Below are 14,729 nucleotides of genomic sequence, written 5' to 3'. Positions count from 1 at the left end.
CGCTTCGCTCTGCCACGCCCCGGACGGACCGGCCGGATGGGTCAGATGGTAAGCGTCCGCCGTTGTGGGGGAGCAACCCCTGTGGACACCGAGGAACCCGCATTTTCATGGGGCCAGGTCAGCGGCACTGTCGTCACGACTTCGTTAATGTCACCCTGACCTGAACAGTGTTATAGTCAATGCAACCTGAAGGCATGGATTGTGATGGAGGTGACGATGACGCCGCTGAACGTGGCACTGGCCGTGTCGACCGTCATCTTCGCCGCCCGGGACACCGGCCTCGACGGCCGCAAGGAGCTCTGGCTGCCCCTCGTCCGCCGCATCCGCGACCCCTTCCGCGGGATGTGGGCCCTGCCCGGCGGACCGCTGCAGGCGCACGAGGACCTCGAGGCCTCCGCCGCCCGCTCCCTGCAACTCACCACCGGTCTGCAGCCCGGCTACCTCGAACAGCTCTACGCCTTCGGCGGCCTGACCCGATCGGCGAACGCCGACGAGCGCGTCGTCTCGATCGTCTACTGGGCCTCGATCCGCGCCGACCAGGCCTCCGACCTCCACGCCGACCTCAACGTCACGTGGATGCGCACCACCGAGCTGCCGCCCCTGGCGTTCGACCACAGCGACATCGTGGACTACGCCCTCTACCGGCTGCGCAACAAGATCACCTACAGCCGCGTGGCGCACTCCTTCCTCGGCGAGACCTTCACCCTCGCCGCGCTGCGGGAGGTGCACGAGGCGATCCTCGGCGCCCCCCTGGACCCGGCCAACTTCCGGCGCCAGGTCCTCGCCTCCGGCGCCGTCCTCGACACCGGAACCCGCATGGAGGGCACCCGCCACCGACCACCCCGGCTCTACCGCTACAACGCCGACCTCGACCTCGCCGACCGCACCCCGGCCGGCCGCACCACCCAGGAGCAGACATGACCTCCATCGCCACCCGCATCGACCTGCTGTCCGAGAAGCCGGCCGACCTCCCGGGCACCGCCCCGGCCACCAGCACCTGCAGCACCGACCTCGCGGCGAGCCCGTGGGACTTCGCGCCCACCGTCGCCGCCGGCTACGGCCCCGGGGCCTCCGAGGCCGACGTGGTGCCCGCCGGCGCCCCCGCCCAGCCCGTGATCCCCGAGGAGTACCAGCACGCCTCCGCCGAGGAGCTCGACCGGCGGATCACCGCCGCCAAGGACACCCTCGGCGAACGCGTGGTGGTGCTCGGCCACTTCTACCAGCGGGACGAGATCGTGAAGCACGCCGACTTCCTCGGCGACTCCTTCCAGCTGGCCCGCGCCGCCAGGAGCAAGCCGGAGGCCGAGGCCATCGTGTTCTGCGGCGTGCACTTCATGGCCGAGACCGCCGACATCCTCTCCGGCGACCACCAGTCCGTGATCCTGCCCAACCTCGCCGCCGGCTGCTCCATGGCGGACATGGCCGACGAGGACTCCGTCGAGGAGGCCTGGGAGCAGCTCATGGACGTCCTCGGGGAGACCGGTGACGACGGCCGGCAGACCGTGGTCCCCGTGACCTACATGAACTCCTCCGCGGCGCTCAAGGCGTTCTGCGGCCGGCACGGGGGCATCGTGTGCACCTCCTCCAACGCCGCGACCGTCCTGGAGTGGGCGTTCGAGCGCGGGCAGCGCGTGCTGTTCTTCCCCGACCAGCACCTGGGCCGCAACACCGCCAAGGCCATGGGGATCCCCCTCGAGCAGATGCCGATGTGGAACCCGAACAAGGACCTGGGCGGAAACACCGCGCAGGACCTGGAGGACGCCCAGGTGATCCTCTGGCACGGCTTCTGCTCCGTGCACCGCCGCTTCACCGTGGCCCAGATCGAGAAGGCCCGGACCGAGCACCCCGGGGTGCGGGTGATCGTGCACCCCGAGTGCCCCATGCCCGTGGTCGACGCCGCCGACGAGAACGGTTCCACCGACTACATCCGCAAGGCCATCGAGGCCGCCGAGCCCGGCAGCACCTTCGCGATCGGCACCGAGATCAACATGGTGAACCGGCTCGCCGACCAGCACCCCGAGCACACGATCTTCTGCCTGGACCCGGTGATCTGCCCGTGCTCCACGATGTACCGGATCCACCCCGGCTACCTCGCGTGGGTGCTCGAGGAGCTCGTGGCCGGGCGTGTGATCAACCAGATCACCGTGGACCCCGCCACCGCCCGGGACGCCGAGGTGGCGCTCGAGCGGATGCTGGCGGCGCTGCCGCGGTGAGCACGAACCCGGCACCGCGCGTTCTCGTGGTGGGCAGCGGTATCGCCGGTCTCACCGCGGCCCTGGGCGCCGTCCGCCACGGGCTCGACGTGACGCTGCTGAGCAAGGACGCCCTCGACGAGACCAGCACCGCCCGCGCCCAGGGCGGGATCGCGGCCATGACGGCCGCGATCCCGGCCGGCCAGCCCCGCGACTCCGAGGAGCTGCACGTCCAGGACACCCTCGCCGCCGGGGCGGGGACGTGCGACGACGACGCCGTGCGTCTCCTCGTGCGGGACTCGGCGGCCGCGATCGACGAGCTCGTGGGGCGCGGAGTCGGCTTCGACCGCACGGCCGGAGCGGACTCCCCCTGGCTCGAAGGCCTCGAGGGCGCCCACTCCGTGCCCCGGATCCTGCACGCCGGTGGCGACGCGACCGGCCACGAGATCCAGCGCGCCCTCCTGGCCACCGCGCTGGCGGCCGAGGCCTCCGGGCACCTGCAGATCCTGCGGCACACCATGCTGGTCGACCTCGTGCTCGGTTCCGGAGGACGTGCGGCCGGCGCCCTCGTCCTGACGGGCCCCGGGGACCGGCTGCGCGAGCTGGACGCCGACGCCGTGGTGCTCGCCACCGGCGGGGCCGGCCAGCTCTATCCGCACACCACCAACCCGGCCGTGGCCACCGGGGACGGCGTCGCCGCGGCCCTGCGCGCGGGCGCCGCCGTGGCCGACCTGGAGTTCGTGCAGTTCCACCCGACCGCCCTCGCGGCCCCGGGCTGCTTCCTGGTCTCCGAGGCCGTCCGCGGCGAGGGCGCGGTGCTGCGGGACGCCACGGGACGGCGCTACCTCGAGGACGTGCACCCGCGTGCGGAGCTCGCCCCCCGCGACGTCGTGGCCCGCGAGAACGTCCGCCGGTCCCTGGCCCAGGACGGCCGGCCGGTCCTGCTCGACTGCACCCGGATGGCCCCTCCCGGCACCGGTCCGCACGGGAGCGGCACGACCGCCGAGTTCCTCGCCCGGCGCTTCCCCACGATCGACGCCGCCCTGCGGGCCCACGGCCTCGACTGGTCCCGCGAACCGGTCCCGGTCACCCCGGCGGCCCACTACCTGATGGGCGGTGTCGCCACCGACGGCCTCGGCCGCACGAGCGTCCCGGGACTCTACGCCGTGGGCGAGTGCGCGGCCACGGGCGTGCACGGCGCCAACCGGCTGGCCTCCAACTCGCTGCTCGAGGGCGCCGTCTTCGGGACCCGCGTGGCGGTCGCGCTGCGGGCGGACCGCACGGACGACGACGCCCCGGCGCACCTCGTCCTGCCCGGCGGCACCGAGATCCTTCCGGCGGCCGGCCGCTCCGGCGGGGCCGTGCCGCACGACGGGCGCACCGGGCCGTACGACGGTGGGACCGTGCCGCACGACCGAGGGACGGAGCCGCATGGCGAGGAGACCGTGCCGTTCGACCGCGAGCAGTTCCAGCACGCCATGTGGACGGGCGCCGGCGTCCTGCGCGACCGCGCGCGGCTCGAGGCTCTGGCCCGGCGGCTGGCCGGCTTCCGACCGCCCCCCGGCCTCTCCCGCCGCGCGGTCGAGGACCGGAACCTGCTGACCGTGGGACGCGCCGTGGCCGCGGCGGCCCTGCACCGCACCGAGTCCCGGGGAGCCCACTTCCGGGAGGACTTCCCGGCGCCCGATCCCGCCCGCGCGCGGCGCACGTTCTGGCGCCAGGACCCAGCACCGCATGTGATCGGGACACACCCACTGACCAGTGAACATACTGCTACCAACATATTCGACATCCCGGAAAGGATCCCCGCATGCTGACCCGAGCCGCCATCACCGAGGTCGTGGAGCGGGGGCTCGCCGAGGACGCCCCCTGGGGCGACATCACCTCCGAGCACCTCATCCCCGCCGGCGCCACCGCCCGGGCCGAGCTCGTGGCGCGGGAGGCCGGTGTCTTCTCCGGGGGGCAGGTCTTCGCCGCGACGTTCGCCGCCGCGGACCCCTCCGTGGCCGTCGAACTGGTCTCCGCCGACGGCGACCGCTTCGAGGCCGGGGACACGCTGGCCGTGGTGACCGGTCCCGCCCGGGCCGTGCTGACCGGCGAGCGCGTGGCCCTCAACCTCACCCAGCGGATGTGCGGGATCGCCACGCTGACCGCCCGCTATGTCGCCGCCGTCGAGGAGACGGTCGCCCGCGTGGAGCAGGCCGCGGGCCTGCCGTCCGGCACGATCACCCGGACCCGGGTGGCCGACACGCGCAAGACCACCCCGGGGCTGCGGGCGCTCGAGAAGCACGCCGTGCTCAGCGGGGGCGGGCACAACCACCGGCACTCCCTCTCGGACGCCGTGATGGCCAAGGACAACCACCTCGCCCTGCTCACGGCCGACGGCACGGACCTGACCGGCGCCCTGCGGCAGCTGCGCCGTCGTCTCCCCCACACGGTGCACCTCGAGGTGGAGGTGGACCGCCTCGACCAGATCGAGGCGGTGCTGGCCGGGGGCGCGGACACGATCCTGCTGGACAACTTCTCGGTGGACGACCTCGTGAGCGGTGTGGCGGTCATCGACGGCCGGGCGACCGTGGAGGCCTCCGGCGGCGTGAGCCTGGAGACCATCGGGGACATCGCGGCCACCGGGGTGGACGTCATCTCGGTGGGCGCGCTCACCCACTCCGCCCGGAACCTGGACCTCGGTCTGGACATCGGGCTCGGCACCGGGGCGGGGTGACGGTGCTGTACCTCGACTCGGCCGCGACCACCCCCGTCCGGCGGGAGGTCCTGGAGGCCATGTGGCCCTACCTGACGCAGGAGTTCGGCAACGCCTCGAGCCACCACGAGGCGGGCCGGCGGGCGCTGGCGGGGCTCGAGCAGGCCCGCGGGACGGTCGCGGAGGTGCTGAACTGCCGGCCCGCCGAGGTCGTGTTCACCTCCGGCGGGACCGAGGCGGACAACCTGGCCGTCAAGGGCATCGCCCTGGGGCGCCGGGACCGGGACCCCGCGTGCACCCACGTGGTGACGAGCGCGATCGAGCACCACGCCGTGCTCGACTCCGCCCGGGACCTGGCCCGCTGGGACGGCTTCGACGTCACGGAGCTGGGCGTGTCCTCCGAGGGACTCGTGGACCCCGCATCCCTCGAGGGGGCTGTTCGCCCGGGCACCGCGGTGGTATCGGTGATGCATGCGAACAACGAGACGGGTGCGGTCCAGGCGATCGCCGAAATGGCTGCGGTGGCTCGGGCGCGGGACGTCCCGTTCCATACGGATGCGGTCCAGGCGGCCGGGTCGCTGGAACTGGACGTACAAGCGCTCCACGTGGCGGCGCTGAGCCTCGCCGGTCACAAGATCGGGGGGCCCAAGGGCGTGGGGGTGCTCTTCCTGCGCCGGGGCACCCCCCTGCGCCCGCTGCTGAGCGGCGGCGGGCACGAGCGCGGCCGGCGCTCCGGGACCTCGGACGTGGCCGGCGCCGTGGGCTTCGCCACGGCGCTGCGGCTCGCGGCGGAGGAGCACCCGGACCGGTCGGTGCGGCTCGCCGGGCTGCGGGACCGGCTGATCACCGGGATCCTGTCCGCGGTCCCCTCGGCGGTGCTGACCGGCCCGGACCCGCGGGCACGGCCGGCGGCGCGGCTGCCCGGGAACGCCTCCTTCTGCTTCCCCGGCGTCAACGGCGAGACGATCCTGGTGGACCTGGAGGCGCGCGGGCTGCTCGTGTCCTCGGGTTCGGCCTGCTCCGCCGGGGACACCGAGCCCTCGCACGTGCTGATCGCCATGGGGCTCCCGGCCGAGGTCGCCACCACCGCGGTCCGGTTCACGCTGTCCGCCGAGATCACCCCGGAACAGGTGGACGCGATCGTGGCGGCAACCCGGGACGTCGTCGAGCGCCTGGGCGCACCACGCGGCTGAGCGCGGTCAGCCGGCCGGAACCGGGTGCTGCACCCCGTCGTGCACGATCGCCAGGACCGGTTCGCCCTTCTCCTCCACGGTCCGCGAGCTCTCCGGCACCAGGCTCCAGGCGGGGCCGGGGCAGGAGTGGGGCGCGGGTCCCTCGGGGACCGCACTGGAGGCGCCCCGGCCGTCGAAACCCTCCAGCCGGAAGCCGAGGATTGTCCCCCACCACGTGCTCGGCGCGCTCGCGATCCCCCGGGTTTCGGTGACCACCAGGTCCGTGCTCTGCGTCACCAACTGGGAGGTCGCCGGATCGACGCACTCCCACGAGATCGCGGTCACCGACTCGGACTCCGCCACGAACTCGAGCGAGGCCGCGTTGGCCCGCAGCGTCGCGTCGTCCCAGCCGAGCACGGCCATGGCGTCGGCGCCGGTCACGAAGCCGGTGCCGTCCTCGTGGAGCTGCGTGGCCGCCCAGGACGGCGCCGTCAGCCCGATCGACACCCCCGCCGCCGCGAGAGCCATCAGGACCACGATCAACTTCGGCATGTGCTTCCCCATTTCCCTGTCCCCCGACACCGGAGCTGAGCTCCCGGGTCGTTTTTCCGAACGCTAACGCAGCCGCAGGGGCGGGTCCAGCGGCGTGACCCTTCTGTGACCCCGGTCCGACCTGCGACGACACGAACTGCGCCGCGCCGTGCGGAGCTCAGCCCGCGCCTTCCCGCTCGGTGGGCACCCGGTGCGCCACGCCCTCGTGGACGAGCTCGAGAGCGGGCCCCTCGTGGGCCTGCGCTCGCTCGGTGGACCGCGGCACCCGGGTCCAGGAACCGTCCTCGTCCTCGCTCTCGGGGCAGGCGTCGAGCTCGGGGCCCTCGACCACGGAGACGGACACGGCGTCCTCCGCGAAGCCCTGCAGCTCGAAGCCCGTGACGGCACCCGTCACGGAGCTCCGCTGCACGGTGGCGACCAGGTCCGCCCGGGCCGTCGTCGTCGTCCGCCGTTCCTGCACGCGCACGGCGCCGGTGGCCTCCTGCATGCACTCCCACGAGGCCGTGGCCACGCTGACCGTCTCCGCGACGAGGTCGAGCTCCCCTGCGGAGGCCTGCAGCCGGGCGTTGGTCCAGTCCACGGCCCGCAGGACGTCGTCCCGGCCCACGGAGCCCGTGCCGTCGGCGTGCAGCGTCCCGGCCGCCGCGGCCGGCACGGTCAGCCCGACGGAAGCGGCCGTCGCGGCGGTCACCACGCAGGTCAGCAGTGTCCTCTTCACTCGATCTCCCCCAGTCCTTCCTGTCCCCCGACAGGAGTCCGGCCATCAGGCCGTGGTGGGGAGGCTAATGAAAATCGGTCGATGCGTCCAGCGCGACGACGCTGTGGCCGCCCGTGGGGCGCCGTGGGGACGGCGCGCGTGCCTCAGCCGGCGGCCTGCTCGCGCAGGACGTTCTTGCGGATCTTGCCGGACGCGGTGCGCGGCATCTCGTCCACGAGGCTCAGCGTCTTGGGCACCTTGTAGCGGGCGAGCCGCCCGGCCAGGTGCTCCTGGATCGTTCCCGCGGTGATCTCCTGCCCCTCCCGCGCGACGACGACGGCGTGCGGCACCTCGCCCCACTTCTCGTCGGGCACGCCGATGACCGCCACGGCGGCCACCTCCGGCAGCTCGAGGATGGCCGCCTCGACCTCCGCCGGATAGACGTTCTCCCCGCCGGAGATGATCATGTCCTTGATCCGGTCCGAGACGAACAGGTAGCCGTCCTCGTCGAGGTAGCCCAGGTCCCCGGAGTGGAACCACTCCCCCTCGAAGGAGCCCGCCGCGTCGGGGCGGTTCCAGTACTCCCGGATGACGTTGGGTCCCGAGAGCAGGATCTCCCCGGCCTCGCCGGGTGCCGCGGGCTCCCCCGCCGCGTCCACGATCCGCACGTCCGAGAAGAAGTGCGGCAGCCCCGAGGAGCCCGCCTTCTCGCGGGACTTCGCCGCGGGCAGGTTGGTGGCCCCCGGGGAGGTCTCCGTCATGCCGTAGCTGGCGGTGAAGGCCAGCCCGCGGTTCTCGTAGGCGTCCAGGACCCGCATGGGCACCGCGGAGCCGCCGCAGGTGAGCTTGCGCAGGGAGGACAGGTCCGTGGCGTCCCAGTCCGGGTGCTCGCACAGCAGCTGGTAGGTGGTCGGCACGCCCGACAGCCAGGTGACGCGGTGCCGCTCGATGAGCTCCAGCACCCGGCCGGGCACGAACTTGGACTCGAGCACCAGCGTGGCGCCCTTGAGCAGCGTCGGCAGCACCCCCATCCCGAGCGAGGCCACGTGGAACATCGGTGAGATCATGAGCGCGACGTCGTCGGCCGCCACGTCGTAGTCGACCAGGACGTTGACGCAGTTCCAGGTGAAGTTGCCGTGGGTCAGGCAGGCGCCCTTGGGCCGCCCGGTGGTCCCGGAGGTGTAGAGGATCACGGCGAGGTCGTCCAGGCCGACCGGGACGTCCTCCGTCCAGGGCTCGGCGGCCGCGATCACCGTCTCGAGGGCGGGGACCCCGTCCACGTCCTCCTCGGCCACGACCCAGCGGACCACGTCCGTCAGCTCCCGGGCGGCCGGGGCGGCCAGGCCCGTCAGGGCGGCGTCGTGGATCAGCGCCGAGACGTCGGCGTCCTCGAGCTGGTAGCGGACCTCCGGGACGGCCAGGCGCGTGTTGAGGGGGACGAGCACCGCGCCGAGGGCTCCCGCCGCGAACATCGTCTCGAGGAAGGCGGGGCTGTTCTCCCCGAGGAAGGCCACCCGGTCCCCGCGCCCCACACCCTCACCGGAGAGGGCCGTCGCCAGGCGCCGGGACCGGTCGTGCAACTCCCGGTAGGTCAGCGTGCGCTCGCCGTGGACCACCGCCACCTTCGCACCGGACTTCTCGAGCCTCCGGACGAGCCAGGATCCCAGTCCGTGATTGCGCATGCGATCGTCTCCTCAAACAGTCGTCAAAACCAATAGTTGAAATTGTCCACTATTCGGCTCCAGCGTAGAGAGAGCTGGATCACATTGTCCAGACCCCTGGGCGCACAGATCCTCCGGGCCCCTCTTTTTGTGCCGCCTTCTCAATGGTGGACAATTCGCCTCGGCCTCCGCCCTGATCTTCCCGTACGTGTTCTTCACCGACCTCGATCCGCTGGCCGGAACGATCGCCGCGTACGGCACCTTCGCCGCCGGCTACGTGGCCCGCCCGCTGGGCGGTGCTGTCTTCGGCCACTTCGGCGACCGCCTGGGTCGCAAGAAGATGCTCATCATCTCGATGCTGATCATGGGCATCGCCTCGACGCTCATCGACCTCATTCCCAGCGCCGCCGTCATCGGCTCCTGGGGAGCGGTCATCCTGATCCTCCTGCGGGTGTGCCAGGGCATCGCCGTGGGCGGCGAGTGGGGCGGGGCCGCGCTGATGGCCCTGGAGCACTCCGCCAAGGGCAAGCGCGGATTCGCCGCGTCCTTCACCAATGCCGGCGCCCCGACCGGTGCCGCACTGGGCACCTTCGTCCTGGGCCTGTTCGCCGCCATGCCGGAGGAGCAGTTCCTCTCGTGGGGCTGGCGCGTCCCGTTCCTGCTGTCCGTCGTCCTGCTGGCCGTGGGCGTCTTCGTGCGCTCCCAGGTGTCCGAGAGCCCGATCTTCCAGGCCGCCCTGGCGAAGGAGGCCGCGGAGGGTCCGACCGTCAAGCGCAAGGTGCCCATCGTCGAGGTGCTGCGCCGTCCCCGCGCCCTGGTCCACACGATGCTCGCGGGAGCCTCCGGGTTCGCCCTGCAGGTCTTCCTGGCCACCTTCACGGTCGCCTACGCGGTCGAGCGCGGCGCCGATCGGCAGCCGGTCCTCTACGCCTTCGCCCTCGCGTCCGTGCTCAGCGTGTTCTTCGTGGTGGCCATGGGACACCTGTCCGACCGGCTGGGCCGGCGCCCGGTCATGGTCGTCGGCCTGGCGCTGTTCATCGCCCTCATCTTCCCGATGTTCTCGTGGCTGGCCACCGGCAACGTGCTGCTGATCTTCGTGACCTTCACCATCGGGCTGGCCTGCCACGCCGCGATCTACGGACCACTGGCGGCCTTCATCTCCGAGCAGTTCGGCACGTCGGCCCGCTACACCGGCGCATCGCTGGGCTACCAGTTCGCCACCCTGATCGGGGCGGGTTTCACCCCCACGATCCTCGCCTCGATCTACGCGTCCTCCGGACAGGCCATCGCCCCCGTGGTCTGGTACCTGGCCGGAATGGCCGTGGTCAGCGCGGTGTTCATCCTGCTCACGCGCGAGTCCAAGGACTTCGACCTGGAGACGCACGAGCACTGACACCGGCCCCCGCACACCGCGGCCCCCGCCTGATCGATCAGGCGGGGGCCGCGAGCGCGCGGGGCCTCCTCCGTCAGAAGGCCACCTTCTTCAGCAGCCGGGACAGCTCGTCGCGCTCCGCCGGGGAGAGCGGGGACAGCGACTCCGCGGTGGAGTTCTCCACCAGGGCCCTGGCCTGCGCGTACAGCTCCCGGCCGGCTGCGGTGGGCCCGATGATCTTCGAACGGCGGTCCCGCGGGTCGGTCCGGCGCTCCACCGCGCCGCGCCGTTCCAGGTCGTCGAGGATGGCCACGATCTGGCTGGGATCCAGCACCAGGAACTGGCTGAGCTCGCGCTGGGTCAGCTGCTCCTCGCCGCAGGCCAGCGCCAGGACCGAGTAGTGGCGCACCTTCAGCTCCAGCTGCGCCAGCTTCCTGTTGGCCGCCGAGGACCCCGTCGAGGCGGCGCGGGCCATCAGGAAGACCGGCTCCGTCGTCAGCTCGGCCTCGAGGAGGCGCTCGAGACCGGCGGACGGGTCGGTGGGCGTGGTCATAGCGTCTCTCCTGGGGCCGGGGACCCCAGTCTACGGAATCCGTGCACCCAGCATAGATGGAATTTCTTAACCATTGACATTTTCAACGAATGACGGTGGAATGGGGACCGGACCCGGAGCAGTGACGGGCGTCACCCCGTCCGCCGACCTCCAAGCGAAGATCCACAGCGAAGGAGCCATTCCATGGCACAGGACAGCACCACCTCCCCGACCACCGCCCCTCTCGCCGGCAAGGTCGCCGTCGTCACCGGCTCCGGCCAGGGCCTGGGCCTGGCCTACGCCCAGGAGCTCGCCCGCCAGGGTGCGGCCGTCGTGATCAACGACGTCGACCAGGCCATCGCCGAGAAGGCCGTCGCCTCCATCACCGAGGCCGGCGGGCAGGCCGTGGCCGTCGTGGCGCCGGTGGGCTCCACCGAGACCGCCACCGCGCTCGTGACCGGTGCCGTGGAGGCCTTCGGCCGCCTCGACATCCTCGTGGCCAACGCCGGGGTGCTGCGGGACAAGTCCCTGCTGAAGATGACCGACGAGGACTTCGACCTGGTCATCCAGGTCCACCTGCGCGGGACCTTCACCTGCGCCCGCGAGGCCTACCGGTACTTCAAGGAGAACGGGGTGCCCGGGCGGATCATCACCATCGGCTCCCCCACCGGCCAGTACGGCAACTTCGGCCAGACCAACTACGCCGCTGCGAAGGCCGGCATCGTGGGCATGGTCCGCACCTGGGCCCTGGAGATGAAGAAGGCCGGCGTCACCGCCAACGCCGTCATCCCCGTGGCCGCCACCGCCATGACCGAGACCATCCCCTTCTTCCGCGCCGCCGTCGAGGCAGACCGGGCCGGCGAGCCCATGCCGGACTTCTTCCGCAAGGACCTCGGCTTCGGCAACGCCGCCGACGTCGCCGGCCTGATCGCCTGGCTCGCCTCCGACGACGCCGCCGGGATCACCGGCCAGGCCATCGGCGCGGGCGGGGACCGCCTGCAGGTCTTCAGCCACCCGCGCCCCGTGCTCACCCAGTACCGCGAGGGCGGCTGGACCTTCGAGGCCCTGCGCGAGGCGTTCCCCGCGATGATCGAGGGCAGCCTCCAGCCGGTCGGGGAGACCCTTCCCCCGCTGCCGGAGGAGCTGGAGCCCGAGTCCACGACCCAGCAGTCCTGAGAGAGGTGCCCATGCGCTACGAATACGGCCTCGACCTCGCGTCCCTGGACGCGATCGACATGCACGTGCACGTCGAGTGCTCCGACCACGGGCACCCGTCCCTGCCCGCGGCCCTGACCGAGGCCTCGGCCAAGTACTTCAAGTCCGAGGACCGCTCCCCGTCCCTGGACACCATCGCCGAGCGCTACCGCGAGTGGAAGATGGCCGCCGTCGTCTTCACCGTCGACGCGACCACGGCCCTGGGCCACGAGCCGAACTCCATCGAGGAGATCGCCGAGGGCGCGGCCCGCAACAACGACGTGCTGATCCCCTTCGGCTCCGTGGACCCGCTCCAGGGGCAGAAGTCGGTGGAGCGGGCTCGTGTGCTCGTGGAGGAGTACGGCGTCAAGGGCTTCAAGTTCCACCCGTCCCTGCAGGACTTCGATCCCTCCGACGAGCAGTTCTACCCGCTCTACGAGACGATCCAGGCCCTGGGCGTGCCGGCCCTGTTCCACACCGGCCAGAACGGCATGGGCGCCGGGCTGCCCGGCGGGGGCGGGATCAAGCTGGGCTGGTCCAACCCGCTCCTGCTGGACGCGGTGGCCGCGGACTTCCCCGAGCTCCAGGTCATCATGGCCCACCCCTCGGTGCCGTGGCAGGACGAGGCCAACTCCATCGCCACCCACAAGGCCAACGTGTGGATCGACCTCTCCGGGTGGTCGCCCAAGTACTTCCCGGAGTCCCTCGTGCAGGCCTCGAACCGGATGCTCCAGGACAAGGTGCTCTTCGGCACCGACTACCCGCTGATCACTCCGCAGAAGTGGCTCGGCGCCTTCGAGCAGCAGTCCTTCAAGGACGAGGTCCGCCCCAAGATCCTCAAGGACAACGCCGTGCGCCTGCTCGGCCTGGACGGAGGGCGGGCGTGAGCACCCCGCCGGACACCGAGCGCCTCTACCCCGACTGCGACCCGTACCGGATCGAGGGGAAGCTGACCGAGGCCGAGAAGGCGCCCCTGCGCCGGCTGCGCCGGGTGCTCGAGGACGAGGTGCGGCCGCTGCTGGCCGAGTACTGGGAGGCCGGGGAGTTCCCCTACCAGGTCGCCCCCTCCCTGCACGCCCTCGACCTCATGACCCCGCCCGAGCTCACGGCCGGCGGCGAGCAGCCCCGGTCCCTGTACCACGGGTTCCGGATCTTCGAGCTGGCCCGCACCGACGCCTCGATCGCGACGTTCTACACCGCCCAGGCCGGGCTGTTCCGCACGGCCTGCCGCGTGGGGGGCACGCCGGAGCAGTTCGCGCAGTGGGACCCCAGGATCACGTCCTTCGAGATGACCGGGGTGTTCTGCCTGACCGAGCCCGAGCACGGCTCCGACATCGCCGGCGGGCTGGCCACCACGGCCCGGCGCGAGGGCGACGAGTGGGTGCTCAACGGCGCCAAGCGCTGGATCGGCGGCGCCTTCACCGCGGACCTCCTCGCCGTGTTCGCCCGCGACGAGGCCGACGGGCAGGTCAAGGGCTTCCTCGTGGACCGTCAGGCCCCGGGCGTGCGGCTGGAGAAGATCCACGGCAAGACGTCCCTGCGCATGATGCAGAACGCCGACATCCACCTCGACGGGGCGCGGGTGCCCGAGTCGCAACGGCTCGGCAGCGTGAACTCGTTCAAGGACGTCGCCGCGATGCTGCGCGCCATGCGCTCCGACGTCGCCTGGATCGCCACCGGCATCCAGGCCGGCGCCTACGAGGCCGCCCTGCGCTACGTGCGTCAGCGCGAGCAGTTCGGCCGACCGATCGGCGGCTTCCAGCTCGTCCAGGAGAAGCTGGCCCGCATGCTCGGCAACGTCACCGCGTCCCTGACCATGGTCGCCGGTCTCGCCGAGCGGCAGCAGGACGGCGTCTACCGGGACGAGGACTCCGCCCTGGCGAAGATGTGGATCAGCCTGCACATGCGCGAGACCGTCGCCCTGGCCCGCGAGCTCGTCGGCGGCAACGGCATCACCCTGGCCCACGACGTCGCCCGCTTCCACGCCGACGCCGAGGCCGTCTACTCCTACGAGGGCACCCACGAGATCAACGCGCTCGTGGTCGGCCGGTCGATCACCGGCCGGAGCGCGTTCGTCTGAGCCGCTCGCCCGGCACCACCCACCACGGACATCACGGACACCACCACGGAGGACACGCCATGACCGATGCACAGACCCAGCCCCAGACCGTCGTCGCCTTCGACGAGGTCAAGAACCTCGTCGGCAAGAGCCTCGGGCACTCCGCCTGGCGGGAGATCACCCAGGACCAGGTGAACACGTTCGCCGACGCCACCGACGACCACCAGTGGATCCACGTGGACCCCGAGCGCGCCAAGGACGGACCCTTCGGCGCCCCGATCGCCCACGGCTTCCTGACCCTGTCCCTGCTCATCCCGATGTGGTCCGAGCTCTTCGACGTCACCGACGTGCGGACCAAGGTCAACTACGGCCTCGACAAGGTCCGGTTCACCTCCCCGGTCAAGGTCGGCTCGCGCATCCGCATGACCGTGACCATCACCGACGTGCAGGAGGTCAAGGGCAACGGCCTGCACCTGGTGGCCGACGGCACGATCGAGATCGAGGGCGAGGAGCGCCCCGCCGTGGTCGCCACCTTCCTCAACCGGTTCTACGCCTGAGCGCACCGCAGCCCTGACCCGTGCAGGCCCGGGTGACCAC

14 protein-coding genes are annotated in these 14,729 nt (G+C 71.9%); 10 read left to right on the top strand and 4 right to left on the bottom strand.

The window, feature by feature from the left end:
• Window positions 1–216 precede the first annotated feature (216 nt).
• Genes ACH9D2_RS01935 through ACH9D2_RS01915 form a run of 5 tightly spaced genes read left to right on the top strand, consistent with a single transcriptional unit; the run spans window position 217 to window position 6,086 of the window.
• Window positions 217–921 carry an NUDIX hydrolase gene (locus tag ACH9D2_RS01935; protein ID WP_396361074.1) on the top strand — a complete coding sequence of 235 codons (705 nt, stop codon included), beginning with the start codon at window positions 217–219 and terminating at the stop codon, window positions 919–921.
• Window positions 918–2,213: a quinolinate synthase NadA gene (gene nadA, locus ACH9D2_RS01930; protein WP_396361073.1), complete on the top strand. Its 1,296-nt coding sequence runs from the start codon at window positions 918–920 to the stop codon at window positions 2,211–2,213. The genes ACH9D2_RS01935 and nadA overlap by 4 nt, the downstream gene beginning before the upstream one ends.
• Window positions 2,210–4,009: an FAD-dependent oxidoreductase gene (locus ACH9D2_RS01925; protein ID WP_396361072.1), complete on the top strand. Its 1,800-nt coding sequence runs from the start codon at window positions 2,210–2,212 to the stop codon at window positions 4,007–4,009. The genes nadA and ACH9D2_RS01925 overlap by 4 nt, the downstream gene beginning before the upstream one ends.
• A complete protein-coding gene (nadC, locus tag ACH9D2_RS01920; protein ID WP_396361071.1) occupies window positions 4,003–4,914 on the top strand; it encodes a carboxylating nicotinate-nucleotide diphosphorylase in 912 nt (303 codons plus the stop codon). Before ACH9D2_RS01925 ends, nadC begins: the two co-directional genes overlap by 7 nt.
• A gap of 2 nt (window positions 4,915–4,916) precedes the next feature.
• A complete protein-coding gene (locus ACH9D2_RS01915) occupies window positions 4,917–6,086 on the top strand; it encodes an aminotransferase class V-fold PLP-dependent enzyme (protein ID WP_396361070.1) in 1,170 nt (389 codons plus the stop codon).
• Between the two features lie 6 nt (window positions 6,087–6,092).
• Here ACH9D2_RS01915 and ACH9D2_RS01910 read toward each other — a convergent pair whose 3' ends face one another.
• From ACH9D2_RS01910 to menE, 3 genes are all read right to left on the bottom strand, one after another.
• Complete coding sequence (locus ACH9D2_RS01910; protein WP_396361069.1) at window positions 6,093–6,617, bottom strand: hypothetical protein; 525 nt, start codon at window positions 6,615–6,617, stop codon at window positions 6,093–6,095.
• Between the two features lie 157 nt (window positions 6,618–6,774).
• The gene (locus ACH9D2_RS01905; RefSeq protein ID WP_396361068.1) at window positions 6,775–7,335 is read right to left on the bottom strand and encodes a hypothetical protein; all 561 of its coding nucleotides are present in this window, start codon (window positions 7,333–7,335) and stop codon (window positions 6,775–6,777) included.
• 143 nt (window positions 7,336–7,478) lie between these two features.
• Window positions 7,479–8,996, bottom strand: coding sequence for an o-succinylbenzoate--CoA ligase (menE, locus tag ACH9D2_RS01900; protein ID WP_396361067.1), 1,518 nt, complete (start codon window positions 8,994–8,996; stop codon window positions 7,479–7,481).
• 127 nt (window positions 8,997–9,123) lie between these two features.
• On the opposite strand from menE, the gene ACH9D2_RS01895 reads away from it, so the two are divergent.
• The gene (locus ACH9D2_RS01895; protein ID WP_396361066.1) at window positions 9,124–10,368 is read left to right on the top strand and encodes an MFS transporter; all 1,245 of its coding nucleotides are present in this window, start codon (window positions 9,124–9,126) and stop codon (window positions 10,366–10,368) included.
• 73 nt (window positions 10,369–10,441) lie between these two features.
• Here the strand turns inward: ACH9D2_RS01895 and ACH9D2_RS01890 are convergent, their stop codons facing one another.
• Complete coding sequence (locus ACH9D2_RS01890; protein ID WP_396361065.1) at window positions 10,442–10,900, bottom strand: MarR family transcriptional regulator; 459 nt, start codon at window positions 10,898–10,900, stop codon at window positions 10,442–10,444.
• Between the two features lie 183 nt (window positions 10,901–11,083).
• Here ACH9D2_RS01890 and ACH9D2_RS01885 point away from each other — a divergent pair, with 183 nt between their 5' ends.
• From ACH9D2_RS01885 to ACH9D2_RS01870, 4 genes are read left to right on the top strand one after another with little or no spacing between them, the layout of a single operon-like run.
• Entirely contained in the window at window positions 11,084–12,055 is a 972-nt protein-coding gene (locus ACH9D2_RS01885) for an SDR family oxidoreductase (protein WP_396361064.1), read from the top strand.
• An 11-nt stretch (window positions 12,056–12,066) separates the two neighbouring features.
• Complete coding sequence (locus tag ACH9D2_RS01880; RefSeq protein WP_396361063.1) at window positions 12,067–12,960, top strand: amidohydrolase family protein; 894 nt, start codon at window positions 12,067–12,069, stop codon at window positions 12,958–12,960.
• The gene (locus tag ACH9D2_RS01875; protein WP_396361062.1) at window positions 12,957–14,153 is read left to right on the top strand and encodes an acyl-CoA dehydrogenase family protein; all 1,197 of its coding nucleotides are present in this window, start codon (window positions 12,957–12,959) and stop codon (window positions 14,151–14,153) included. The genes ACH9D2_RS01880 and ACH9D2_RS01875 overlap by 4 nt, the downstream gene beginning before the upstream one ends.
• A 59-nt stretch (window positions 14,154–14,212) precedes the next feature.
• Window positions 14,213–14,689 (top strand): MaoC family dehydratase, encoded by a 477-nt coding sequence (locus tag ACH9D2_RS01870; RefSeq protein WP_396361061.1) that lies wholly within the window; start codon window positions 14,213–14,215, stop codon window positions 14,687–14,689.
• Window positions 14,690–14,729: the final 40 nt, after the last annotated feature.

The organism is Kocuria rhizosphaericola (assembly GCF_044462205.1).
GTDB classification, from domain to species: Bacteria; Actinomycetota; Actinomycetes; order Actinomycetales; family Micrococcaceae; genus Kocuria; species Kocuria rhizosphaericola.
Note: the sequence above shows the minus strand (reverse complement) of the source record. Positions and strands in the feature narration are given on the sequence as shown.

Excerpts from the sequence above, each read along its gene's own strand:
- ACH9D2_RS01935 (WP_396361074.1), top strand. The coding sequence starts at position 217 with ATGACGCCGCTGAACGTGGCACTGGCCGTGTCGACCGTCATCTTCGCC.
- menE (WP_396361067.1), bottom strand. The coding sequence starts at position 8,996 with ATGCGCAATCACGGACTGGGATCCTGGCTCGTCCGGAGGCTCGAGAAG.
- ACH9D2_RS01880 (WP_396361063.1), top strand. The coding sequence starts at position 12,067 with ATGCGCTACGAATACGGCCTCGACCTCGCGTCCCTGGACGCGATCGAC.
- ACH9D2_RS01870 (WP_396361061.1), top strand. The coding sequence starts at position 14,213 with ATGACCGATGCACAGACCCAGCCCCAGACCGTCGTCGCCTTCGACGAG.
- nadC (WP_396361071.1), top strand. The coding sequence starts at position 4,003 with ATGCTGACCCGAGCCGCCATCACCGAGGTCGTGGAGCGGGGGCTCGCC.
- ACH9D2_RS01910 (WP_396361069.1), bottom strand. The coding sequence starts at position 6,617 with ATGCCGAAGTTGATCGTGGTCCTGATGGCTCTCGCGGCGGCGGGGGTG.
- ACH9D2_RS01890 (WP_396361065.1), bottom strand. The coding sequence starts at position 10,900 with ATGACCACGCCCACCGACCCGTCCGCCGGTCTCGAGCGCCTCCTCGAG.
- ACH9D2_RS01885 (WP_396361064.1), top strand. The coding sequence starts at position 11,084 with ATGGCACAGGACAGCACCACCTCCCCGACCACCGCCCCTCTCGCCGGC.
- nadA (WP_396361073.1), top strand. The coding sequence starts at position 918 with ATGACCTCCATCGCCACCCGCATCGACCTGCTGTCCGAGAAGCCGGCC.